Annotated in this window: 17 protein-coding genes; 13 read left to right on the top strand and 4 right to left on the bottom strand. The window is 64.3% G+C overall.

Annotated features, from left to right (window positions below; translation table 11 throughout):
- Positions 1–59: 59 nt before the first annotated feature.
- Positions 60–959 carry a LysR family transcriptional regulator gene (locus tag DY201_RS11530; RefSeq protein ID WP_115731316.1) on the bottom strand — a complete coding sequence of 300 codons (900 nt, stop codon included), beginning with the start codon at positions 957–959 and terminating at the stop codon, positions 60–62.
- A gap of 114 nt (positions 960–1,073) precedes the next feature.
- Here DY201_RS11530 and hglS point away from each other — a divergent pair, with 114 nt between their 5' ends.
- The 4 genes from hglS (at position 1,074) to DY201_RS11510 (ending at position 6,906) form a co-directional block, all read left to right on the top strand.
- Positions 1,074–2,465, top strand: a complete 1,392-nt coding sequence (gene hglS / locus DY201_RS11525) for a 2-oxoadipate dioxygenase/decarboxylase HglS (protein ID WP_115731315.1) — start codon at positions 1,074–1,076, stop codon at positions 2,463–2,465.
- 6 nt (positions 2,466–2,471) lie between these two features.
- A complete protein-coding gene (locus tag DY201_RS11520) occupies positions 2,472–3,893 on the top strand; it encodes an FAD-binding oxidoreductase (RefSeq protein ID WP_115731314.1) in 1,422 nt (473 codons plus the stop codon).
- 50 nt (positions 3,894–3,943) lie between these two features.
- Positions 3,944–5,458 carry an L-piperidine-6-carboxylate dehydrogenase gene (gene amaB / locus DY201_RS11515; RefSeq protein ID WP_115731313.1) on the top strand — a complete coding sequence of 505 codons (1,515 nt, stop codon included), beginning with the start codon at positions 3,944–3,946 and terminating at the stop codon, positions 5,456–5,458.
- 155 nt (positions 5,459–5,613) lie between these two features.
- The gene (locus tag DY201_RS11510; RefSeq protein ID WP_115733736.1) at positions 5,614–6,906 is read left to right on the top strand and encodes an NAD(P)/FAD-dependent oxidoreductase; all 1,293 of its coding nucleotides are present in this window, start codon (positions 5,614–5,616) and stop codon (positions 6,904–6,906) included.
- A gap of 158 nt (positions 6,907–7,064) precedes the next feature.
- Here DY201_RS11510 and DY201_RS11505 read toward each other — a convergent pair whose 3' ends face one another.
- Positions 7,065–8,237 carry a M20 aminoacylase family protein gene (locus DY201_RS11505; RefSeq protein WP_115731312.1) on the bottom strand — a complete coding sequence of 391 codons (1,173 nt, stop codon included), beginning with the start codon at positions 8,235–8,237 and terminating at the stop codon, positions 7,065–7,067.
- Between the two features lie 154 nt (positions 8,238–8,391).
- Between DY201_RS11505 and DY201_RS11500 the strand changes: the two genes are divergently transcribed.
- From DY201_RS11500 to DY201_RS11460, 9 genes are all read left to right on the top strand, one after another.
- Positions 8,392–9,546 (top strand): M20 aminoacylase family protein, encoded by a 1,155-nt coding sequence (locus tag DY201_RS11500; RefSeq protein ID WP_115731311.1) that lies wholly within the window; start codon positions 8,392–8,394, stop codon positions 9,544–9,546.
- Between the two features lie 223 nt (positions 9,547–9,769).
- On the top strand, positions 9,770–10,507 hold the full coding sequence (locus tag DY201_RS11495; RefSeq protein WP_115731310.1) for an IclR family transcriptional regulator: 738 nt from the start codon (positions 9,770–9,772) through the stop codon (positions 10,505–10,507).
- Positions 10,508–10,525: 18 nt separating this feature from the next.
- Entirely contained in the window at positions 10,526–14,377 is a 3,852-nt protein-coding gene (locus DY201_RS11490) for a hydantoinase B/oxoprolinase family protein (protein ID WP_115731309.1), read from the top strand.
- A gap of 84 nt (positions 14,378–14,461) precedes the next feature.
- Positions 14,462–16,033 carry an ABC transporter substrate-binding protein gene (locus tag DY201_RS11485; protein ID WP_115731308.1) on the top strand — a complete coding sequence of 524 codons (1,572 nt, stop codon included), beginning with the start codon at positions 14,462–14,464 and terminating at the stop codon, positions 16,031–16,033.
- A gap of 57 nt (positions 16,034–16,090) precedes the next feature.
- Complete coding sequence (locus tag DY201_RS11480) at positions 16,091–17,098, top strand: ABC transporter permease (RefSeq protein WP_115731307.1); 1,008 nt, start codon at positions 16,091–16,093, stop codon at positions 17,096–17,098.
- Positions 17,095–17,991 carry an ABC transporter permease gene (locus DY201_RS11475; RefSeq protein WP_115731306.1) on the top strand — a complete coding sequence of 299 codons (897 nt, stop codon included), beginning with the start codon at positions 17,095–17,097 and terminating at the stop codon, positions 17,989–17,991. The genes DY201_RS11480 and DY201_RS11475 overlap by 4 nt, the downstream gene beginning before the upstream one ends.
- 1 nt (position 17,992) lies before the next feature.
- Positions 17,993–19,030, top strand: a complete 1,038-nt coding sequence (locus DY201_RS11470; protein ID WP_115731305.1) for an ABC transporter ATP-binding protein — start codon at positions 17,993–17,995, stop codon at positions 19,028–19,030.
- On the top strand, positions 19,023–19,850 hold the full coding sequence (locus DY201_RS11465) for an ATP-binding cassette domain-containing protein (RefSeq protein WP_115731304.1): 828 nt from the start codon (positions 19,023–19,025) through the stop codon (positions 19,848–19,850). Before DY201_RS11470 ends, DY201_RS11465 begins: the two co-directional genes overlap by 8 nt.
- Positions 19,851–19,885: 35 nt before the next feature.
- Positions 19,886–21,628: an MOSC domain-containing protein gene (locus tag DY201_RS11460; RefSeq protein ID WP_115731303.1), complete on the top strand. Its 1,743-nt coding sequence runs from the start codon at positions 19,886–19,888 to the stop codon at positions 21,626–21,628.
- 304 nt (positions 21,629–21,932) lie between these two features.
- On the opposite strand, the gene DY201_RS11455 is transcribed toward DY201_RS11460, so the two are convergent.
- Entirely contained in the window at positions 21,933–22,892 is a 960-nt protein-coding gene (locus tag DY201_RS11455) for a GlxA family transcriptional regulator (RefSeq protein WP_115733735.1), read from the bottom strand.
- Between the two features lie 31 nt (positions 22,893–22,923).
- Complete coding sequence (locus tag DY201_RS11450; RefSeq protein ID WP_115731302.1) at positions 22,924–24,090, bottom strand: MFS transporter; 1,167 nt, start codon at positions 24,088–24,090, stop codon at positions 22,924–22,926.
- Between the last annotated feature and the right edge of the window lie 191 nt (positions 24,091–24,281).

Here is a 24,281-nt window from a genome sequence, read left to right as displayed (position 1 = left end):
GAAAGCCCAGGCGTTCGCACACGGAACGCACGGGCCGGGACGGCGCCTGCCGTGCAGCCTCACGCCTGGGGCGTCACCTGACCGACGATCCAGTCGAACAGCTGGTTGGTCAGCGCCCCGGCCGCCTTTCGTTCGGGAACCACGAAGTAGTAGCTCTTTTCGGTCTGCAGCGGCATGTCGAGCACGACCTGCAGCTTGCCGTCGCGCAGTTCGCTTTCGACGAGATAGAGCGGCAGAAGCGCCACCCCCAAACCGGCGACAGCAGCTTCGATCAGCATGGTGAACTGATCGAAGCGATGGCCCTGATAAGCGCCTTGGGCCTCGATGCCCGCGACCTGGAACCAGTTCGCCCACGCCTTGGGACGGGTGGCCATGTTCAGCAGCGGCGCATGCGCCAGTGCTTCCGGCGAGCCGATATCGCGGTCGGCGAGAAAAGCTGGGCTTGCAGCCGGCACGATGACTTCTCGGCAAATGTAGCGGCACACGGCGTTTGCCCAGACCGGCTGGCCATAGTGGATCGCCGCGTCAAACCCCTGCTCCTCGAGGTCGAACTGCTCCGAACGCGACACCACATTCAGCGCGATCCCGGGATGGGTTTTCAGGAATCCCGGCAGCCGAGGCACCAGCCAGCGGCTGCCGAAGGTCGGCAAGGTGGCGAGGCTGAGCAGCGACACACCTGAGCTTGCCATCGCCCTCAGCATCGCCGCCTCGCCCTGTTCGAGCAGCTTGCGGGCGTCGGGCAGGAATTTCTGGCCGGCCGCCGACAGCACCACGCGCTGACGCACCCGTTCGAACAGAAGCAGACCGAGCTGGGCCTCGAGGTCGCGGATCTGCCGGCTGACGGCACTTTGCGAGAGATTGAGCTCGCGCCCGGCCAGCGTAACGTTGCCATGGCGGGCGGCGGCCTCGAAGGCCTGCAGCTTACCCAGATCAGGAAGGAGCGTACGCGCAGCAGTCATTCTGTTTTCGCATCAACTTAGATGGATTCAGCACAATTCAGCGCCGATAGAACCGGATATAACATTACCGAAGCATGAAGTCGCTCATGCCGAAGGTGAAAACAGAGGGTTCGAATGTCTCCGTCTCCATTCATGTCGCCAGACGCCATACGCGCCGCCTTCTCGGCGGCCATGTCGGCCATGTACCGCGATGAAGTGCCGGCCTATGGCACGCTGATGACCCTGGTCGCCGACGTCAACGCAGCGACCCTCGCCGGAGAGCCGAACCTCCGCGCCAGCCTGGAGGCGACGGAGACGCTCGACCGCATCAGCGAGGAGCGCCATGGCGCCATCCGCCTCGGCACCGAAGCCGAGCTTGCCATGATGCGTCGTGTGTTCGCCGTGATGGGCATGTTCCCGGTCGGCTACTACGATCTCAGCGAAGCCGGCGTGCCGGTGCATTCGACCGCCTTTCGGCCCGTCGGCGAAGCCTCGCTCAAGTTCAACCCGTTCCGGGTGTTCACCTCGCTTTTGCGGCTCGACCTGATCGCCGACAAAGGCCTGCGCGCGACGGCCGAAAAGACGCTTGCCCGCAGGCAGATCTTTTCCGACGCGGCCGCAGCGCTCGTCGGCAAGGCCGAGCGTGACGGCGGCCTTTCCCATGAAGATGCCGGCCTGTTCGTCACTGAAGTGCTCGACACGTTCCGCTGGCACAGTGAAGCAAGCGTCGACCGGGCGCTCTATGCCAGGCTGCACGATACGCATCGCCTCATCGCCGACGTCGTCTCGTTCAAGGGTCCGCACATCAACCATTTGACGCCGCGCACGCTGGATATCGACGCCGTGCAGGCCCAGATGCCGATGCGCGGCATCGTGCCCAAGGCCATTGTCGAAGGCCCGCCGAGCCGTGATTGCCCCATCCTTTTGCGCCAGACCTCGTTCAAGGCAGTCGAGGAGCGCGTTTCATTTCCTGACGAAAACGGCAGCCTCCAGACCGGCTCGCACACGGCGCGGTTCGGCGAGATCGAGCAGCGTGGCATAGCACTGACCCCGAAAGGGCGCGCGCTCTACGACAAGCTGCTGAACCAGGCTCGCGCCACGGTTCGCCCTGCTCCGGACGGCTCGAATGCGGATGCCTACCGCGCAGCGCTCGCCCAGAGCTTCGCCGCTTTCCCCGACGACTGGAATGCCATGCGCAAGGCCGGGCTCGGCTACTTCCTCTACACCGTCGACGACGCAGTCGCCGGTGCGCGCGGCAGCGACATCGAAACCCTGATTGCCGCCGGTGCGGTGCGTTTCGACGCAATTGTCTACGAGGACTTCCTGCCTGTCTCGGCCGCCGGTATCTTCCAGTCCAATCTGGGTGACGACGCTGTGCAGGAGTTCGCCGCCAGCCCCAACCAGCGCCTGTTCGAAAAAGCGCTGGGTGCTGCCGTTCTCAACGAGTTTGAGCACTATGCCGGCATCGAGCGGGCATCGATCGAGCGCTGTCTTGCCACGCTGAAGGCGTTTTCGGACGCGGCCTGACCAAGCATGCTGGCGCGCGAACACATCGACAAGCTCGGTGCCCTGCTCGGCCCAGGTGGGCTTTTGACCGACGAAGCCGACATGGCCCGCTACGAGAAAGGCGCCCGCTATGACAGCGGGCGCGCTGCCTTCGTCGCGCGGCCGGGGTCAACCGAGGTCGTCTCGACCGTTGTCGCCTATTGCGCGCGCCATGCGATACCGCTGGTGCCGCAGTCCGGCAACACCGGCCTCGTCGCCGGCTCGACACCGGATGCGAGCGGCACCCAGGGCGTGCTGAGCCTGGAGCGCCTGCGCTCCACCTTCGAACTCGATCTCGACAACCGCAGCTTGCGCGTCGATGCCGGCTTCCGCCTGTCCGAGATCAATGCCCGGCTCGAGCCATACGGCCTGTTCTTTCCGATCGACCTGGGCGCTGATCCGATGGCTGGCGGCATGGTCGCGACCAACACCGGAGGCGCGCGCTTCCTGCGTTTCGGCGACGTGCGCCGCAACACGCTCGCGCTGAGGGTGGTTCTCGGCGACGCAGCGGGTACCGTGGTGGATCTGGGCGCCGGACTGCGCAAGGACAATACCGGCGTCGACTGGAAGCAGCATTTCGTCGGCACGTCAGGTGCCTTCGGCGTTGTCACCGAATGCACATTCAACCTGGAAAGGCTGCCGCAGCAGGCAGCGACCGCCTATCTGGTGCCACGCTCGCCCGGACATGTGACCGTCCTGCTCAACGCGATGGAAGAGCAGCTCGGCACCTATCTCAGCGCCTTCGAAGGCATGTCGGGCGCAGCCATCGGCCGCACGCTCGCCCATGTCGAAGCGCTGCGCAATCCGTTCCCGGGCGGCGCGGTGCCAGACTACGTCATCCTCGCCGAAGTGTCGCGGTCCTGGCCGCGGCGCGCCAGCGAGCAGCCGCTGGAGGCCGTGCTCGAAGAGGTGCTGGCCGAGATCTGGAACATGGCAGACGAACCTCTGGCCGATGCCTTTATGGGCCCGCCGCAGGAGATGTGGGCGCTCCGGCATGCCCTCTCTGAAGGCGTGAAATCGGCCGGCTACGTCGTCGGCCTCGATCTCTCCTTCGCCCGTGGCGGCGTGATGCCGTTTCGCGCCCGGATGCGCGAAATCCTGGTGAGCGAATTCCCTGACGTCGAGATCTGTGACTTCGGCCATGTCGGCGACGGCGGCGTGCATTTCAATCTCGTCGTTCCACGCCAAGCCGACGGCTCGGTCGATGCGACGCGGGTCGATGCGTTGCGCGACCGGGTGATCTCGATATCTGTCGAGGAACACGCTGCAAGCTTCAGCGCCGAGCACGGCCTCGGCCGCCGCAACCAGCATTTCTACGATCGCTACACGCCGGAGAAACTGAAATCGATGGCCGCCCAGCTCAAGCAGGCGACAGCGCCGGGCCCGCTTGGCTCGACGCGGCTTGACTGATCCCTGGCGCAAAGCGCCTGAACGAATGCGACAAATGGAAGGATAAAATCATGACGTTAGCAAAGGAAACCGCCGCTCTTCTGGAACGGCTGGGTGTTGCGGCTGCTGCTTTCGGCGGCGGCGACCTGATCGTGCGCAGCCCGGTGACGGGTGATCAGATCGGCGCGCTGAAGTCGATCTCGACTGAAGAAGCCGGTGCTGTCATCGGCCGCGCCGATGCCGCCTTCAAGACCTGGCGCAACGTGCCGGCGCCGAAGCGCGGCGAACTGGTACGCCTGCTCGGCGAAGAGCTGCGTGCGGCCAAGGCCGATCTCGGCCGCCTGGTCTCGATCGAGGTCGGCAAGATCCCGTCGGAAGGCCTCGGCGAAGTCCAGGAAATGATCGACATCTGCGACTTCGCCGTCGGCCTGTCGCGCCAGCTCTATGGTCTGACCATCGCCACCGAGCGTCCGGGCCATCGCATGATGGAAACCTGGCATCCGCTCGGCGTCGTCGGCGTCATCTCGGCCTTCAACTTCCCCGTCGCGGTGTGGTCGTGGAATGCGGCCCTTGCCTTTGTCTGCGGCAATTCGGTGGTCTGGAAGCCGTCGGAAAAGACGCCGCTGACGGCCCTTGCCTGCCAGGCGATCTTCGAACGCGCCGCCAAGCGCTTCGGCGCTGATGCGCCCGAAGGCCTGTCGCAGCTGCTGATCGGCGACCGCGCCATCGGCGAGGTGCTTGTCGACCACCCCAAGGTGCCGCTTGTCTCGGCCACAGGCTCGACCCGCATGGGCCGCGACGTCGGCCCCCGCCTTGCCAAGCGTTTTGCCCGCGCCATCCTCGAGCTCGGCGGCAACAATGCCGGCATCGTCTGCCCCTCGGCCAATCTCGACATGGCGCTGCGCGCCATCGCCTTCGGCGCCATGGGCACCGCCGGCCAGCGCTGCACCACCATGCGCCGCCTGTTCGTCCATGACAGCGTCTACGACCAGCTCGTGCCGCGGCTGAAGAAGGCCTATGACAGCGTCTCGGTCGGCAGCCCGCTGGAAAGCTCGGCCCTCGTCGGTCCGCTGATCGACAAGGCGGCCTTCGACGGCATGCAGAAGGCGCTCAAGCACGCCGCCGAAAGCGGCGGCGCCATCACCGGCGGCATGCGCGTCGACCAGGGTCATGACGGCGCCTATTACGTCAAGCCGGCACTTGTCGAGATGCCCGGCCAGACAGGCCCGGTGCTGGAAGAGACATTCGCGCCGATCCTCTATGCCATGAAGTACTCCGACTTCGACCAGGTGCTCGAACTGCACAATGCTGTCGGCGCCGGCCTGTCGTCGTCGATCTTCACGCTTGACCTGCAGGAAGCCGAGCGCTTCCTCTCGGTCGAGGGTTCGGACTGCGGCATCGCCAATGTCAACATCGGCACCTCGGGCGCCGAGATCGGCGGCGCGTTCGGCGGCGAGAAGGAGACCGGCGGCGGCCGCGAGAGCGGTTCGGACGCCTGGCGCGCCTACATGCGCCGCGCCACCAACACGGTGAACTACTCCAAGGCGCTGCCGCTCGCCCAGGGCGTCAGCTTCGACATCGACTAAGATGTGAAATCATCGGCGGCGGCATCAACCACATGACTTCAAGCGCCGTCCGCAAACGCGGGCGGCGCTGTCCGAAGAACGGCCCTGGCTCAGGCTTCAACGTTCCGAGCCGGGCCAATCTCTTCCCAGCAACCTGCAGCCACGGACCCCTGCCGATGCTCAGCACCCGTAAGCCACATTCCCATGGGCCGCGCTCGCATGGGCTCTGGGAAGCAACGGCACCAGTGGCACCGGCAACGTCGGCGCTCAGCAGGCACCTATCGACCGATATCGTCATTGTCGGCGGCGGCTACACCGGCATGTCCTGCGCGCTGCACCTTGCTGAGGCCGGCCGACGGGTCGTGGTGCTGGAAGGCAGGGAGATCGGCTTTGGCGGCGCCGGCCGCAATGTCGGCCTGATCAATGCCGGCCTGTGGCTCGCACCCGACGACGTCGCCGCGGCGCTCGGGACCGATCACGGCGAGCGGCTGCTCGAATTGCTCGGCGAAGGACCGGCGCAGGTCATGGCGCTGATCGACAAGCACGGCATCGACTGCGAGCTGGAGCGCAATGGCACGCTGCACTGCGCCGTCGGCGCTTCAGGCCTCGCCGAGATCAAGGAACGCGAGGCGCAATGGCAAAAACGCGGGGCGCCGGTCAAGCTGCTCGACGCCACGGAAACGGCAGTACGGCTCGGCACCTCGGCCTATCTCGGCGCCCTGCATGATGCGCGGGCGGGAACGCTGCAGCCGCTGGCCTATGCGCGCGGATTGGCCATGGCCGTCATGAATGCGGGCGCAACTCTGCACACATCAAGCCCCGTCACCTCGGCCGAGCGGCAGGGCGAACGCTGGCGCATTACGACGCCCGGGGGCACGGTCGATGCCGACTGGGTCGTTGTCGCGACCGATGCCTACAGCACCGGCCCGTGGCAGATGGTGCGCACCGAGCAGGTCCACCTGCCCTATTTCAACCTGGCAACCCAACCGCTCTCGCCAGAGCTGCTGCGCAAGATCCTGCCTCGGCGGGAAGGCGTGTGGGACACCAAGACCATCCTGTCCTCCTTCAGACTGGATCACGCCGGGCGACTGGTGTTCGGTAGCGTCGGCGCGCTGCGCAATTCCGGCACCGCCATTCACAAGGCCTGGGCCCGGCGCGCCTTGTCCAGGCTCTATCCCGAACTTGGCGACATTGCCTTCGAGCACGAATGGTACGGGCAGATCGGCATGACCGGCGATGCCTTGCCGAGGTTCCACACATTCGGCCCCTATGCCGTCGGTTTCTCCGGCTACAACGGCCGCGGCATCGCCCCCGGCACGGTGTTCGGCCGCGAACTCGCGCTGCTTATCACGGGCGAGAAGACATACGCCGACCTGCCCCTGCCGATCTCCGAGGTGACGCCCGCTCCGTTCCGCCGGAGCCGCGAAGCCTGGTACGAAGCCGGAGCCCAGCTCGCCCATCTGGTCTGACGGCAGTCAGGCAAACTTCAGCCCCGACGAAGCGCACGCCGAGAGCGTGCACGACGCGCAACGGCAGGTCGGTGCCGAGCTTCATCCTGACGTTGGGTGAGGTTGCCTGTCGGCGTCTGTTGCTCTTCAAGGGGAGTTCTGCGGCCGCCGTCGATCGTCTAGCCGCGGTTCGCCAGTCTTTCGCTGACCAGCGTCGTCCAGTAGTTGATGCCATGGACGATTGCGCCATCATTGAAGTCATAGGCCGGATTGTGTAGTCCGGCGGAGTCGCCGTTGCCCAGCCAGATGATTGCGCCGGGGCGCTTTTCGAGCATGTAGGAGAAGTCCTCCGCGCCCATCGTGCACTGGCAGTTGCCGTTGACCTTGTCGGCGCCGGCGACATCAGAGGCGACTGAAATCGCTGCCTTGGTCATCTCCGGGTCGTTGACGGTCACTGGGTAGCCGGGGCGCCAATCGATCTCGGCCTGGGCTTCGAACAGGCGCGCGGTGTTGGCGACGATGTCCTTGAAACGCTGCTCGACGGCCTTGCGCGTCTGCGGATTGATCGTTCGGATCGTGCCGCCGACGACGGCCTGCTCAGGGATAACGTTGAGTGCGGCCTCGCTGCCGCCGGTGAGATAGGTGACCGAGACGACTACGGGATCGAAGGGATCGACGTTGCGCGAGGCGATCGATTGCAGCGCCGTCACCAGATGCGCAGCGGTCAGCACGGGATCACGCGATTCATGCGGCGAAGCAGCATGCGAACCCTTGCCGTTCAGCTTGACGACGAAGCGATCGGCGGCGGCCAGCATCGGGCCCGGCCGGATGGCAAAGGAACCGACAGGCAGGCCCGGTTCGTTGTGCATGCCGAACACCTCCTCGATGCCGAATCGCTCAAGCAGCCCCTCCTCGAGCATGACGCGACCGCCGGCGCCGCCCTCCTCGGCCGGTTGGAAGATGAGCACTGCCGTGCCGGCAAAATCCCTCGTCGAGGCAAGGTGGCGTGCAGCACCGAGCAGCATCGCCGTGTGACCGTCATGACCGCAGGCATGCATCTTGCCCGGGTTCTTCGACGCATGGGCCAGGTTGGTCTGCTCGGCGATCGGCAGCGCATCCATGTCGGCGCGCAGGCCGATTGCGCGACCGGCGCCCAGCTTTCCCTTCACCACAGCGACGACGCCCGACGTGGCAATGCCGGTGACCACCTCGTCACAGCCGAACGACCTCAGCTTGTCGGCGACAAAGGCTGACGTCGCCGGCAGATCGAAAAGAAGCTCGGGATTCTGGTGGAGGTGGCGGCGCCACCGCCCGGCTTCTTCGGCAATCGTCTCGATCGTCTGTACTGACATCTTTTCCTCTTTCCGGCGGCTCAACCTGGAGTGTCGGCGCCGTTGGTCGGTCGACCCGCGCCGGCTTTCACATCTTCGAGGCCTAGGACGAAACGCTTGCCTTCACAAGACGCCAGTGCCACTGACGGGCCAAAGCCACGAAAGACGGTTCGCCATGCCTGTAATTGAACAGATTGCCCAGTTCGCCGACGATCTCACCGCGATACGCCAGGATTTTCACCAGCATCCTGAACTCGGCTTCGAGGAGCATCGCACCTCGCAGCGCGTGGCGGATCTGCTTGCCAGTTGGGGCGTCACCGTCGAGCGCGGCATCGGCGGCACCGGCCTTGTGGGCGTCATAGACGGTGCACGGCCGGGGCGCAGCATCGGCTTACGCGCCGATATGGACGCCCTGCCGATGGATGAGCTGACCAACCTGCCCTACGCCTCGGAGAATCCCGGCGTGTTCCATGGCTGCGGACATGACGGGCATACCACCATGCTGCTTGGTGCTGCGCGCTACCTAGCCGGCAATCGCGATTTCTCAGGTCGCGCCGTGCTGATCTTCCAGCCGGCGGAGGAAGGTCTCGGCGGTGCGCGCGCCATGCTCCGCGACGGCCTGTTCGACCGCTTCCCCTGCGACGAGCTCTACGGAATGCACAATTCGCCTTACCAGGGACACTCCCAACTGACGATCCGGCCGGGCAAGGCTCAAGCCGGCGCCAGCTTCTTCGACATCACGATCCATGGGCGCGGCAGCCACGGGGCCATGCCCCAGGCCAGCCGCGATCCCATCACCATCGGCTCCGGCCTGATCAAGGAGATGCAGGAGATCGTGTCGCGCAACACCGACCCGACGCATCCCGCCGTCGTTTCGGTCACGCAGTTCCATGCCGGCTCCGCCTACAACGTCATTCCGGAAACGGCGGTGCTGCGCGGCACCTTCCGCTATTTCGACGACGCCGACGGTGTGATGATCGAAAACCGCATCCGGAAGCTCTGCGCCGGCTTCGCGCTCGCCCATGAGATTGAGATCGTCGCCGATATCCGCAACATCTTCGACGTGCTGTCCAACGATCCGGAGCGGGTCGGCAACCTCATCGAGGTGGCCCAGCAGATCGTCGGCGACAAGGCACAGCCAAACGCCGAACTGACCATGGGATCGGAGGACATGGCCGACCTCCTGCGCGTGGTTCCGGGTGCCTTCTTCAATCTGGGGCATGGCGGAACCGTTCCGCTGCATAATTCCGGATTCATTTTCGACGACACGATCCTGCCCGTCGGCGCCAGCCTGCTGGCCCGACTCGTCGAAGTGCGCGGCGCCGCCTGAGGCGACTGCGCCAATAAAATCAACTTCTTGATCTGAGGACTTCGCTCGATCCCGGCATAGCTGCCGGGATGGGCGGAGCATTGCCTTTGCGATCCGTGATGCCGCCTGCGCGCCGGCATCGGAAAGTCGGCTCATTTTTGAGCTTGACCCAATGAGCAGGCGAAGGCATTAGTTGCATAAAGTGGAACTTGAGTTCCATTTAATGGAACGACTCGGAGGAGCAATGTCGGTCCTGAACAATGCCGCGGATGTGCTGAGGTGCTTCGGCAACGACTGTCCCGACCTCACGGTTTCGGACGTCGTAAGGCTGCTCGGCATGCCGAAGGCCAATGCGTCGCGCCTGTTGAAGGCGATGCGCGAGGCGAACATGCTGGAGACGATCGGCGACAGCCACCGGCATCGCCCGGGCCGTCTGATGCTCGACCTTGCCGCGGCCTACCGTCGTTCCTCGCTGCTGATCGGCCGCGCCAGCGAAGTGGTCGCCGAAGCCAGCGCAACTTATGGCCACACCGGCTACATCTCCGTCCGCGATGGCAAGGAAGTCACCGCTGTGGCCGACTTCCAGGGCACCAACGCGCTGCGCGTCGTCAGCAACATCGGCCGGCGCCTGCCCGCCCATCTCAGTGCCACCGGACGCTCGCTGCTGGCGCGGCTAGGCGAGGAAGCTGTGCATACACTCTACGCCGGGCACAGCGCACTGCATGATCTGAGCGAGCAGCTCTCGAAAGTGCGGCACCAGGGCTTCGCCTATTCGAGCCAGGAGGCCACGCCCGGCGTCGACGCCATCGCCATTTCGGTCGCCGACCCGCGCACCGACGAAGCCGTCAGCCTCTGCATCGTCTACCCCCACGCACTCGTGGACATCAAAGGCCGCGACGAGATGATCGCTGCCCTCGCCAAGGGAGCGGCCCGCATCGCCGAGGACCTGGGCGACAGCGCCTTCGTCGCCCCCAGGATTTGAAGAAAAAGGACATCAGTAATGAGTGATCTGCCCAACCGCTGGCGCGTCGGGTTCGACATTGGTGGAACCTTCACCGACTTCGTGCTCTATGACAGCCAGAACCATTCCGTCACGCTGCACAAGCGGCTGACCACGCCGCACGATCCGTCCCAGGCCGCGCTCCTTGGCCTGCAGGAACTGCTGGACCTGCAGAGCATCAAGCACAGCGACGTCAGCGAGATCGTCCACGGCACCACGCTGGTCACCAATGCGGTCATCGAACGCAAGGGCGCGCCTGTCGGTCTGATCACGACGCGCGGCTTCCGCGACCTGCTCGAAATGGGAACTGAGCAGCGTTACGACATCTATGACCTGTTCGTCTCCTTCCCCGATCCGATGGTCAGCCGCGACCTGCGCCTCGAGGTCGACGAGCGCATGAACGCTTCGGGTGAGGTGGAAACCGCGCTCGACGAAGCACAGGTCCTGCAGGCCGCCAAGGCGCTTGTCGCGCAGGGCTGCGAGGCGGTGGCCATCGCCTTCATGCATTCCTATGCCAATTCGGCGCATGAGCGCCGCGCCGCCGATATCATCCGCGCCGCCTTCCCCGAGCTGTCGATCTCGATCTCGAGCGAGGTCGTCGCCGAAATGGGCGAGTACCAGCGCATTGTCACGACCTGCGCGAACGCCTTCGTGCAGCCTTTGATGCACCGCTACCTGACCAAGCTCGAGAAGTCGCTGCGCGGCGCGGGCTTTGCCGGCGCGCTGCGTCTGATGCATTCCGCCGGCGGCCTGATGTCGCTGGAAACTGCACGCGACTTCCCGATCCGTTTGCTGGAAAGCGGCCCGGCGGGCGGCGGTCTCGCCACTGCGCTGTTCGGCAAGGCGGCCGGCCTGTCCGACGTCATTTCCTTCGACATGGGCGGCACCACTGCCAAGGCCTGCATGATCGAGGACGGCCGCGCCGAGATCTCGCCGATGATGGAGGCCGCGCGCGTCCACCGCTTTGTCAAGGGCTCCGGCCTGCCGATCAAGGCCCCCGTCATCGAGATGATCGAGATCGGCGCCGGCGGCGGTTCGATCGCCGCCATCGACGATGTCGGCCTGTTGAAAGTCGGGCCTCATTCCGCGAGCTCCGACCCAGGCCCGGCCTGCTACGGCATGGGCGGCAAGCAGCCGACGGTGACCGACGCCAATCTCACGCTTGGCTACTACGATCCCAACTTCTTCCTCGGCGGTCGCATGAAGCTCGACCTCGAGGCCGCACGCGCTGCCATTGCGCGCGTGGCTGAGCCGCTGAACCTGACCATCGAGGAAGCAGCACTCGGCATCCACAAGGTCGTCGTCGAGAGCATGGCTTCGGCGGCGCGCGTCCACCTTGTCGAGCGCGGCAAGGATCCGCGCGAATACTCCATGGTCGGTTTCGGTGGCGCCGGTCCGGCACACGCTGTCGACGTGGCGCGTGCCATGGGCATCAGCTCCGTGCTGATCCCGCCGGCATCGGGTGCCGCATCTGCGCTCGGCTTCCTCGCAGCCCCCCTGTCCTTCGAAGGCGTGCGGTCGCTGCGTGTCGAGCTGAAATCAGGTTTTGACACGGACGCCGTCAATGGTGTTTTGACGGCCCTCGAAGACGAGGGTCGCCACCAGCTCACCCGCTCCGGCATTGCAGCAGCCGACATCGTGGTCGAACGCAGCGCCGACATGCGCCTCGTCGGCCAGATGCACGACATCAGCGTGCAGCTCCCCACATCGACACTCGGCGAAGCCGACCTGCCCGCCATTCGCGAGGCCTTTGTTCGCGCCTATTCCGCCCGCTATGCCGAGCCTTTCGAGGGCGCGCGCTTCGAATCCGTCAATTTCCGCGTTCGCGTCGCCGGCCCCACGCCGCAGCTGTCGCTCACCGGCGCCACGGGCGGCGGCGATACTGCAGCCCGGATCAAGGGTCACCGCATCTGCTGGTTCGACGAAGGCAAGTTCGAGACGGCCGTCTACGACCGCTACGCCCTGCGGAGCGGCGACACCATCCCCGGTCCGGCAATCATCGAGGAGCGTGAGTCCACAACCGTCGTCGGCCCGTCCGACAGCGTCACCATCGACGCCGGCCAGAACCTCTGCGTGCAGGTGGGCGCACTCAAGGCAGCCGATGCCTTCGTCACCGACGACATGACGCGCGCCGAGGCAGTCGCTCGCATCAAGGGCGACCCGATCGGCCTCGAGATCATGTGGTCGCGTCTCGTCAACGTCGTCGAGGAGATGTGGCTCACCGTCTGCCGCACCGCCTTCTCGCTCGTCATCGCCGAGGCGCAGGACTTTGCCTGCGAACTGCTCGACAAGGACGGCGAGACGTTGGCCCACAGCCCGCGCGCCATGCCGGTGTTCAATCTGACGCTGCCGCGTGCAGTCAAGGCGCTGCTGGCGCGCTACCCGGCAGAGACGCTCAAGCCGGGCGACGTGCTGATCACCAACGATCCGTGGCTCTGCGCCGGCCATCTCTTCGACATCGCCATCGTCACGCCGGCCTTCCGAAACGGCAAGCTCGTCGGGCTGATGGGCACCGTCGGCCACGTCTCAGACATCGGTGGCACCAAGGACTCGCTGCATGCCCGCGAGATCTACGAGGAGGGCCTGCAAATCCCGCCGATGAAGATCTTCGAGGAGGGAAGGCCCAACGAGACGCTGATCCAGCTCATCCGCCAGAACGTCCGCAATGGCGAGCAGGTACTGGGCGACATCTTCTCCTTCGTCGCAGCCAACAAGCTCGGCGCAGAGCGGCTCGACGCCTTCATGCACGACTATGGCATGCATGACCTCGGTGCCCTTGCCGAAGTGGTGCAGGGTCTGTCGGAAAAGGCCATGCGCGACGCAATCCGCGCACTGCCCGATGGCGAGTATCGCTCGGTCATCACCAACAACCCGCTCGGCGAGACCATCACCTACCCGGTTCTGGTCAAGGTCGAAGGCGACAGCATCACGGTCGATTTCGACGGCGCCCCGCCGCAGCTGCCGCAGGGTGGTCTCAACTCGACGCTTAACTACACGGCAGCCCATGCGACCTACCCGCTGAAGTGCATGCTGACGCCTGCGGTGCGCGGCAATGCCGGTTGCTATCGTCCGTTCACGGTGACGGCGCCAGAAGGTTCTATCCTGAACCCAACCTACCCGGCGGCCGTGAACCTGCGTACCCGCACCGGCTGGTATCTCGCGCCGAACATCTTCGCGGCACTCGCCTCGGCCTCACCCGAAATGGTGCAGTCCTTCACCGGCCTCGCGGTTGCTGCGAATGTCTACGGCCAGACCAAGGACGGGCAGTTCTATTCGGACATGCTCTTCTGTGGCGGCGGTCAGGGTGGCTCCGAGCGCGGCGACGGCCATTCCTCGCTGCTCTGGCCGACTTCGGCGGCAAACACCTCCATCGAGCTGATGGAAAGCCGCGTGCCCGTGCTGGTGCTGGAGAAGGCGTTCCGCGCCGACAGCGGCGGCGCCGGCAAGATGCGCGGCGGTCTCGGCCAGGTCGTGCGCTTCCGAAAGCGCGACGAGGATGGTCTGGAGATGCTCGTCTCGGTCTACCCCGAAGGCGTCGACAACCCGATCGACGGCCTGTTCGGCGGCCAGGCCGGCGGCGGCGCCCGCGGTCGCGTGCTCTCCACCGACGGCCGCGTGCTGCGCGACTGCGGCACCGGCGAGCTGGTGTCGCTGCACCGGACCGATCAGGTGGTGGAGCTCGTGCTCGCCGGCGGCTCCGGCTACGGCAACTCCGCGGAGCGTGCTCCGGCTGCAATCTCTCGCGACCTCGCGCTTGGCTTCGTCACGCCCGACCACGTTGCGCTCAACTACCGCCACGAACCGGGAACCTCCGGCACCGTGGCGCCGCAGGAGAACGTGGCCTGGGCCTGACCGCCCCACCGAGATCCGGCGGCGCCCGTCCAACAAGCGCCGCCCATCTGTAATGACGACCAGACATCCGACAGGAGCAATGCAATGACCTCTGACCAGTTCAACATCTCGCGGCGCGGCCTTCTGGCCCTCGCCGGCGTGGGTCTCGCCACCACGGTTTTCCCGCGCCAGCTCTTCGCCCAGTCGGGCGGCGTCCTGATCATCGCCGCCGGCCAGGACATCCCCAATTTCGACCCGCATACCGCGACGGGCTACTCCGCCTCGTTCTTCATGCGCAACGTCTATGATCCGCTGGTGCGGATCTCGGGCAATCCGCCGGTGCCAGCCCCCGGCATCGCCGCGAGCTGGACCGTTAGCGCCGACGGCACCGAGTATACCTTCGTCCTCGACAAGGCCGCCAAGTTCCACTCCGGCAATGCCGTTACATCAGACGACGTCGTCTACTCCTTCACCCGCGCGCTGAAGCTCGCCAAGGGCAACTCCTGGATGATCCGCGACATCGTCACCCCGGAAGGCGTGACCGCCGTCGACGCCGGCACGGTCAAGTTCAAGCTCGCAACGCCGTTCGCGCCGTTCCTGCAGGTGCTGCCGTGGATCTTCATCGTCGAGAAGGCGGTGGTCGAGGCCAATCTCGGCAGTGATTCAGGCGAAACCTACCTCATGACCAACGCGGCCGGCTCGGGTCCGTTCGCCGTCGCGCGCTTCGAGGTCGGCACGCTCTACCAGCTGGCTCGCGCGCCCGAAGCCTGGCAGGCCGGCGGCGGCAACCTCGAGGGCGTGATCTGGCAGATCGTGCGTGAAACGGCCACCCAGCGCCTGATGATCCAGCGCGGCGAGGCCCATATCGCCACCGACCTCACCAGCGAGGACATGGACTCACTCAAAAACGCGCCCGGCGTCGTCAGCGTCATCGAGCCGGAATACCGCACCTTCTCGATCAAGATGAACACGCAGTACGGCCCCTGCGCCGACATCAACCTGCGCAAGGCGATCTCCTACGCCACGAACTACACGGCGATCCTCGATGCTGCGGGTTATGCCGACTTGATGACCGGCCCGCTGGCGAACGGCCTCCTCGGCTTCAACCCCGATCTCGCCGTATATCGTAACGACCTCGCCAAGGCGAAGGAGTACATGGCGAAGTCGGCCAAGCCGGAAGGCGGCTTCAAGCTCAAGATGTACCACGTCTCCGGTCTTGAGCAGCAGCGCCGCTGGGCACTCATCATGCTCGACAGCCTCAAGCAACTCAACATCGAGCTCGAGATCGTGCCGATGAACTGGCCCGACATGGTCACCGCCTGCAAGTCGCCCGACACTTTCCCCGACCTGTTTCCTATGTACCAGACTGCGAATTACGGCGACCCCGACAATCTTGCCTACGCCGGGTACCATTCGTCGCGCAATGGCGGTTGGCAGAACGCCGTCTACAAAAACCCGGAAGTCGACGCCCTCATCGAGGCCGGGCGCAAGGAGAACGACCCGGCCAAGCGGGCCGCTATCTACGGCCAATTCCAGAAGAGGATTGTCGAAGACGCGCCGGACATCTTCGGCGTGCTGGAGCGTCGCAAGCTCGCCATGCGCGACAACGTGAAGGACTACCACTTCACGCCGGTCGCCTCCAACGCGATCGAGGCCTGGGGCCTGTCGCTCGGCTAAGTCGAACATTTGGCGGGCTTTCGGGCCCGCCAAAGCTTCAAACAGAGGACATCGGCAATGCTGCATTTCATCCTGCGGCGGCTTCTGCTGCTCATTCCGGTCATCGTCGGACTGACGATCATCATGTTCGCCATCGCGCGCCTTCTACCGGGCGATCCGGTGGCGCTCGCCGCAGGTCCGAACGCAACGCAAGCCGAAATTGCTGCACTCGCCGTCGAGTACGGACTGGATAAGCCGATCTGGGTGCAATACGGCACCTATGTCTCCGGACTGGTCCATGGCGACCTCGGCACATCGCTGCTGACCCGCCGCCCCGTCGCCGCCGATATCAAGGCCTATCTTCCCGCGACCCTCGAACTCGTCTTCGCGGCGATGTTCATCGCAGTCGCGGTCGGCATCCCGCTTGGCCTCGTCACCGCCGTCTGGCGCAACCGCTGGCCAGACTACCTCGCCCAGGTTGGCGCCATCGGCGCGATCTCGATGCCGCGCTTCTTCCTCGGTCTGCTTCTGCAGCTTTGCTTTGCCATGTGGCTGATGTGGCTGCCGCTCGGCGGCCGCCTGCCGATCATCGTCATGCCGCCACGCTTCGTCACCGGTTTCCTGACCATCGATTCGTTGATAGCAGGCAACTGGAATGCCTTCTTCATGTCGCTCCGCCATCTTGCGTTGCCGGCCATCGCCATGTCGCTGTCGCCGCTTGCCACGATCATGCGCATGATGCGTGCCTCGACGATCGAGGTGATGCAGCAGGACTATGTGATGACGGCACGCGCGCTGGGCCTGCCCGGGCGCAAGATCATCACCAAATACGTCGCCCGCAACGCCGTCTCGGCGACACTGACCGTGATCGGCCTCTACTTCGGCTGGCTGCTCGGTGGCACCGTGCTGGTCGAGACAGTGTTCGACTGGCCCGGCCTCGGCCTCTACGCCACCAAGGCCATCGTCTCGCAGGACATGATGCCGGTGATCGGCGTCGCCCTGGTCATCGGCCTGCTCTTCGTCTTCGCCAATCTCGTCATCGACCTGCTCTACGGCGTCATCAACCCCAAGGTCCGCTATTCATGACCACGACCGAGCACAACACCGCGGACGATTTCGCCACGCCGCGCCGCGATAGGCTGCGCCGCGCCTTGTTCCGCTTTTCGCAGAGCAAGCTGTCGATGCTCGGTGCGGCCATCGTTGCCGTGGTGATCTTCTTCACCGCCTTCGGCACCGTGCTAGCTCCCTATCCCGAGCACGCCGCCGGCGGTGTCGACACCGCCGCGCGCTTCATCCCACCGTCGGCGGCGCATCCCTTCGGCACCAACGAACTCGGCCAGGACGTACTGTCCTTGGTCATGGCCGGCACCACCGTGTCCGTGCTCGCCGGCTTCGGCGTCGTGCTTATCGGTTCGGTGATCGGCACGCTGATAGGCGCTGTCGCCGGCTTCGCCCGCGGCTGGGTCGACGAGGTGCTCATGCGCCTGACCGACCTGACGCTGACCATTCCCGGCCTGATCCTCGCCATGGCGATTGCCGCGGCCCTCGGCTCGGGTTTCGGCAACATGGTGATCGCCATAGCCCTGTCATGGTGGCCTGGCTACGCGCGGCTGGTGCGCGGCGAGGTGCTGGCGGCGCGAGAGGAGGTCTATGTCACCGCTGCCCGAGCGCTTGGGGCCACGCCCAAGCGCATCCTCTTCCGCCATATCCTGCCCAACGTCGTTTCGCCGATCATCGTCAAGATGTCGCTCGACATGGGCTTTGCAATCCTGACCGTTGCGGGGCTCGGCTTCATCGGCATCGGCGTTCGTCCGCCGACGCCCGAATGGGGCACGCTGCTGTCCGTATCGCGCTCCTACATGCCCGACTACTGGTGGACGGCGATGGCGCCTGGCATGGCGATGTTCCTTGCGGTGTTCGGCTTCAACCTTCTGGGTGACGGCCTGCGTGACATCCTCGATCCGAAGGCGAGGCGTTGAGATGACCCAGCCTCTCCTCTCGATCCGCGACCTGCACCTCAGGATGTCCAGCTTCGACGGCCGGGCGCATGTGCTGAACGGCATCAACCTCACCGTCAACCGGGGCGAGATCTGGGGTCTCGTCGGCGAGAGCGGCTGCGGCAAGTCGCTCACCGGCCTGTCGGTGTCACGCCTGCAGCCGACGCCGCCGGCGCACTACACCGCCGGTGAAATCCTGCTCGAAGGCCAGGACCTGCTCAAGCTCAACCAGGCCCAGATGCAGCGCCTGCGCGGCAAGCGCATCGGCATGATTTTCCAGGATCCGACGACCAACCTCAATCCGGCATTCCGCATCGGCGAGCAACTCGTCGACGTGGCGCTGGCCGCGGCCGATCGCGACCCTGACGTGATCGGCTGTTCGCCCAGTGCCGGCCGGCGCGAACGCCGCCAGGCCGCGCACAAGCTGGCCGGCGAGATGCTAACCCGCGTTGGCATCCCCAACGCACTGGCGCGGCTCGATGATTATCCGCACCAGTTCTCCGGCGGCATGCGCCAGCGCGTCCTCATCGCCATGGCCCTGATCGGCCGCCCCGACCTGCTGATCGCCGACGAGCCGACGACGGCGCTCGACGTCTCGGTCCAGGCGCAGATCCTCGAGCTCATCAAGAACAGCGTCAAAGACTTCGACATGGGCGTCGTGCTGATCACCCACAATCTCGGCGTCGTCGCCCAGACATGCAGCCATGTGGCAGTCATGTATGCTGGAAACATCGTTGAAAGCGGGCCAGTAGCTGCCGTCATCGGCAATCCCGTCCATCCCTACACACGTGCCCTGATGTCGGCGATCCCGACGCGCGAAACCCGGCGCGGCGAGCTTCGCGGCCTTGCAGGCTCGGTGCCGAACCTGATCACACCGCCGCCGGGCTGCCGCTTCGCGCCGCGCTGCCGGTTCGCCCTCGCTGCCTGCACCACGGCCATGCCGGCGCCCGTCTCGGTCGGCGAAAACCATGCTGCCGCCTGCATCCGCGTCAATGAAATGGAGGCGCTCGTCGATGACTGAGATCATGCTTGAGATCGACAACGTCTCGAAGATCTACCCCGGGCGTCGCGGCATCTTCGGCACGTCGCCGGAAGTCCATGCGCTGAAGAACGTGTCGCTCAGCGTGCGCAAGGGCGAGAGCTTCGGTCTCGTCGGCGAAAGCGGTTCGGGCAAGACGACGCTGACCCGCTCCGTCCTGCATCTGGACACGCCGACATCGGGCAGCATCCGCGTGCAGGGCCAGGACCTGGGCAAGCTCTCCGACGCCGAACTGCGCCGCCTGCGCTCGCGCGTCCAGATCGTTTTCCAGGATCCTTACGCTTCGCTCAACCCGCGCATGTCGGTCTATGACATCGTGACCGAACCGCTCGTCATCCACCATGAGACACTCGGCCTGACCAACAGACAGCGCAGCGACCGCGCCGCCGAACTGCTTTCGCTCGTCGGCATGGGCCCTCAGCACCTGCACCGACATCCACACGAGTTCTCCGGCGGCCAGCGCCAGCGCATCTGCATCGCACGCGCCCTCGCCTCAGGCCCGGAGCTTCTGCTGCTCGACGAGCCGACCTCGGCGCTCGACGTCTCGGTGCAGGCGCAGGTTCTTAATCTCCTTTGCGAACTGCAGGATCGCCTCGGGCTGACTTACTTCTTCATCAGCCACGATCTCGCCGTGGTGCGTTATCTTTGCGACCGGGTGGCGCTGATCAACCGCGGCGAGATCGTCGAACAAGGCGACTGCGCTGAAATTTTCGACGCCCCAAAAAGCGAATATGCCCGCATGCTGATCGGCGCGATGCCGGAAGTGAAGGTGCCGGCTAGGTCGCAGCACGGCGCAATGTAGGCCCTTCCAAACATTTTTGGCCCCGGAGATGGTGGATGGTGGATTTCAATTTTCCCGGAAGAGTCGAGGCGGTAAGCGTAGCTCTGCCGCAGGATATCGTGATGAATGGGAGATTAGTGCGAACCTCCATTCTCCGTGAGGCCGTCAATCAACCCATTTTCTTTGATCAGAAAGGGCCGAAGAACAACCGCACGGCAGTTCATTCCGAACATGTGTTGGCAACACCCCTGGAGCACTATAGCATCTGGCCTCAACAACTCGGTCTCGACGCTTCCGATTGGAAGCTCGGATACTGGGGCGAGAACCTCACGATCTCAGGTATTCTCGACGAAAACAGGCTGCCGATCGGCACGACAATGAAGTTTGGAAACGATGCCTTGCTTCAGGTCGTTGGACCGCGCTTACCTTGCTACAAACTCATGTGGCGGATGGGGCAACCAGATTCCTTCATTCCTGAAATGATGCTCACCGGGCAGGTTGGCATTTACTTCAGGGTTATCGAGACAGGATGGATCAAACCAGGCGACCGCATTGAGATCATCGATGCTCCTGACAGGACCATTACTGTCGGCGAGCTCGCCAGACAACTGTCAAAGAAATCTCCAGGAGATGCGGATAAGCTTCTAGGCGCGCTGGCTATCCCATGCATCGGCGGGCAATCCGCTGCCGCGATCCGCAGAAAGCTCAACCAAGTCCTCGATGGGGCACGTGCGGCTGCTGGGCAGTGGAAGGGCTGGCGCCGTTTCAGAATATCGCGGATCGAGGAGGCGGGAACAGGCGTGAAGTCGTTCATTCTCGCCCCGAACGACAATCTGCCAATTGCTGGATATCTTGCCGGTCAGCACTTGCCAGTTCGACTGCGTGCCGGCTTGATTAGGAACTGGAGCATTTCCGATTATGACGAGGATTCAAACAACTATCGTATTACGGTGAAGCGTCACGACAAAGGGCGAGCGTCCCCCCTACTACATCACCTCTGCGAAGGCGATGCGGTTGAACTCAGAAACCCGCAAGGCACCTTTACCCTGGATCGCAGCAGCTTGTATCGTCCCGTCCTGATCAGCGCGGGAATAGGGCTAACCCCATTGCTCAGTATGTTGAAAGCTCACGCGAAGCGCCCCAACCCGCCCCCTGCTGTCTGGGTCCACTCGACCAGGAACGGCGCCTCCCACGCCCATCGAGAAGAGGTCAATGACATTCTGGCCCGCTACCCGGACTTCAGATCGATCATAGCTTACTCCAGCCCACGCCAAGAGGATCGTCTTGGCCAAGACTTCGACATAGCAGGACGTTTGAACAAGGCATCATTCCACCCTTTTTTGGAATCGTATCCCCTGATGTACGCAGGAAACGAAATCCAAGTGTCGGGACTGGAAAGCCCTTTCTATATCTGCGGCCCCGCCGATTTCGAAGCCCACGTAAGGAACATCCTCATCGAGGCTGGGGTTTCTCCGGAAAAGATCCATTCCGAGCGGTTCAGCGCTCAGTTGACCTTTGGTCAACCGGCTGAAGGAAGGCACGCAGAAGTGACCTTCAGCCTGTCTGGGAAGCAGGCAGAATGGTCCACGGACGTTCCGATTTCTCTCCTCGAACTGGCCGAAGAGAATGGCGTTGAACCAGACTTCGAGTGCCGATCAGGCACATGTCACCGCTGTGAAACACGCCTCATCAGCGGCGACGTCGCATATCTGCATGCACCCGCGGTAGCGCCGCGTGAAGGGTATGCGTTGCTCTGTTGTTCAACACCATCAGGCACTCATGTCGAACTTGAACTATGAACCAAATACGTAAAAGCGGAGCTGGCTTCAGGCCAGCTTGTCGCCGAACACTTCAGGCGTAAAGCGCTACATTACGTGCATTGCATAGGCCGAGGTAGCAACTGCCATGGTGCTCAAGGTCATCCAGTAGGCATGTCTGACGAGAGGTGAAAGGGCCTGCCGCCGTCGCACTCTGAGCGTGCATTATCCAAAGTTCAAAAGAAATGTTGGTGAATCGGCCTGCCAAGGTTCCCGGCTAATGCACACCAGCGGTGGCCCGCGGCCGCCAATAGGCACCAAATCGATCTTATCTTTTGTTACAGGTTCACAGCGCTGGCGAGCGGCGGGAGGCTTCCGTCGGCGACAGGCCCGTCATCTTGCGGAACACCCGGCTGAAGTGCCCGGCATTGACGAAGCCGGACTGGAACGCCACCTCGCCGACCGGGTTCTTGCCCGAGCTCAGCAGGCGCGTCGCCAGGCTGATGCGCAGTTTCAGATAGGCGCGCGCGGGACTGGTGCCGAGCTGCGTTGCGAAGTCACGGTCCAGTTGCCGGGTGGACACGCCGACAGACCGGGCGATGTCGACGATCGCCAGCGGCTCCTGCAGATTGCTTTCCATGACCAGCAACGCCCGGCGCACCGACAACGTTTTCGCCTCAGGGAAAAGCTCGAGATTGGGCTGCACGGCGTCGGCATCCCTGACCCTGTCGAGCAGGAGAATCCGCGACGCCTTGGACGCCGACTGCTCGCCTATGACACCCGAGACGAGATGCGCCGCCAGGTCAGCGGCACCTGCCCCACCCGAGCATGTCGCCCTATTGCCGTCGACAATGAAAAGCCGGTCGCATGATGCGTCGACGTCGGGGAAACGGGAGCGAAAATCCTCGATATGAAACCAGCTTACGGAAGCCCTGTGACCGTCGAGCAATCCCATCTCGGCAAGCACGAAGCTGCCGGTACAAAGGGCGCCGACGGGCACGTCCTTCCTTGCGGCATTCTCGACGAACCGCTCCGCCGACGCCGGCAGCGAATTCTTCCGGCCGAGCAGCCCGCCGACGACGAGGACGTTGTCGTAATCCTCGGGGCGGAGAGCTGGCGCGGTCGGCATCAGCTCGATGCCGGAGCTCGCCCGGATGGGCAGCCCCAGCTCTCCGATGATCTGCCAGTCGAAGGCAGCTCGACGGCTGCGATCGCCTTCATCCCCGGCGAGCCGGAGCGTGTCGACGAACAACGACAGCGGCGACAGCGTAAAATCGCGGGCGAGGACGAATGCGAAGCGCTTCATGCCGGCATAGTCGAACGAAATGTTCGACTTTTCAAACTTCGATCGCAGGCCGCCTCGGCTTGTCTGCGACACGCCAGGCTGCGATCAGGCTGGCGGCAACGGCAAGCGTTGTCAGGATGGTGCCTGTCCAGGGCAAGACCGCTGTCGAACCATGTTCGAGCACGAGCCCGCCGATCGCGGTGCCGAGGGCCACGCCGACATGCATGGCCGACAGGTTGAGGCTGACACCGGCCTCCGCGGTGTCAGGTCCCGCGCTGATGAGGAAGCTCTGCACCACCGGCGAGATCATCCAGCTGATGCAGGCCCAGACCATCATCAGGCCCAGGAACACCAATGGCATGGAAGACGCCGCCGGAATGGCGAGCAGGACAACGAGATAGGCAAGAGGGACAACGACGATTGTGGTGCGCGGCGCAAGCACATCGGTCAGCCAGCCGCCGAGATAACCGCCGCTGACACCGGCGATACCGAAGGCCATGAAGATCGGAGCGAGCTTCTCGTCGTCGAAGCCGACCACGTCGACGACATAGGGCGCGAGATAGGCGAACAATACGAAGTGGCCGCCTATCATCATGATCGACGCCAACTGGCCGGATACCAGCCGCAGCGACCCGACATGTCGGCGATAGCCCGCCACGCCCAGCGGCCTGCTGGCTGAAATCGGCAGCAACAGCTGGCAGACCGCAAGGACCAGAAAGGCCAGCAACGCGAGCGCCACGAACACGCTGCGCCAGCCAAGCAGGTTGTTGACCAGCATTCCGGCGGGAACGCCCAGCACCATCGATCCGCTGATCCCAACGAAGATCAGACCGATTGCCCGCCCGCGCCGTTCGGGCCCGGCGAGTTCGGTCGCCAGCATGGTGGCCACTAGGCACACAGCGGCACTGGCCGCCGCCATGGCGATGCGCGCGGCAAACAGCACTGCGATACCAGGGCTGAGAGCCGCGACCAGATTGCTCAGGATGAACAATGCCAAGGCGAGAGCGAGGATCGACTTGCGCTCCATGCGCCCTGTCAGCACCAGCGCTGCCGGAGCCGCCAAAGCAAAGGCCAGCGAAAAGGCGGTGGTCAACTGACCGGCCAGGCCGAGCGAAACGCCAAGGCTGGCGGCAACATCGGGAAGGATGCCGATGACGATGTTCTCCGCCGTGCCGGTGGCAAACGTCGCCAGGGCGAAGAGAAAAATACGAGGGTCCATATGCTGCCTTCCGAGACATGGTCGCGCCATGCCGGGAAGAAAGAAACACCCCCCGACACAGCACAACTGGCTTGCCGGGTTTCGAGGCTGAGCTTCGGTTATCCCTCTCCAAGCCTGATATCACGCAAAGGCGCTGGAGCGGAAGAGTGGCGACGCGGTTGGACCGCAGATCAGGATCCCTTGGGCAAACT

The sequence above is a fragment of the Aminobacter aminovorans genome (assembly GCF_900445235.1).
In the GTDB taxonomy this organism is placed as follows: domain Bacteria; phylum Pseudomonadota; class Alphaproteobacteria; order Rhizobiales; family Rhizobiaceae; genus Aminobacter; species Aminobacter aminovorans.
Note: the sequence above shows the minus strand (reverse complement) of the source record. Positions and strands in the feature narration are given on the sequence as shown.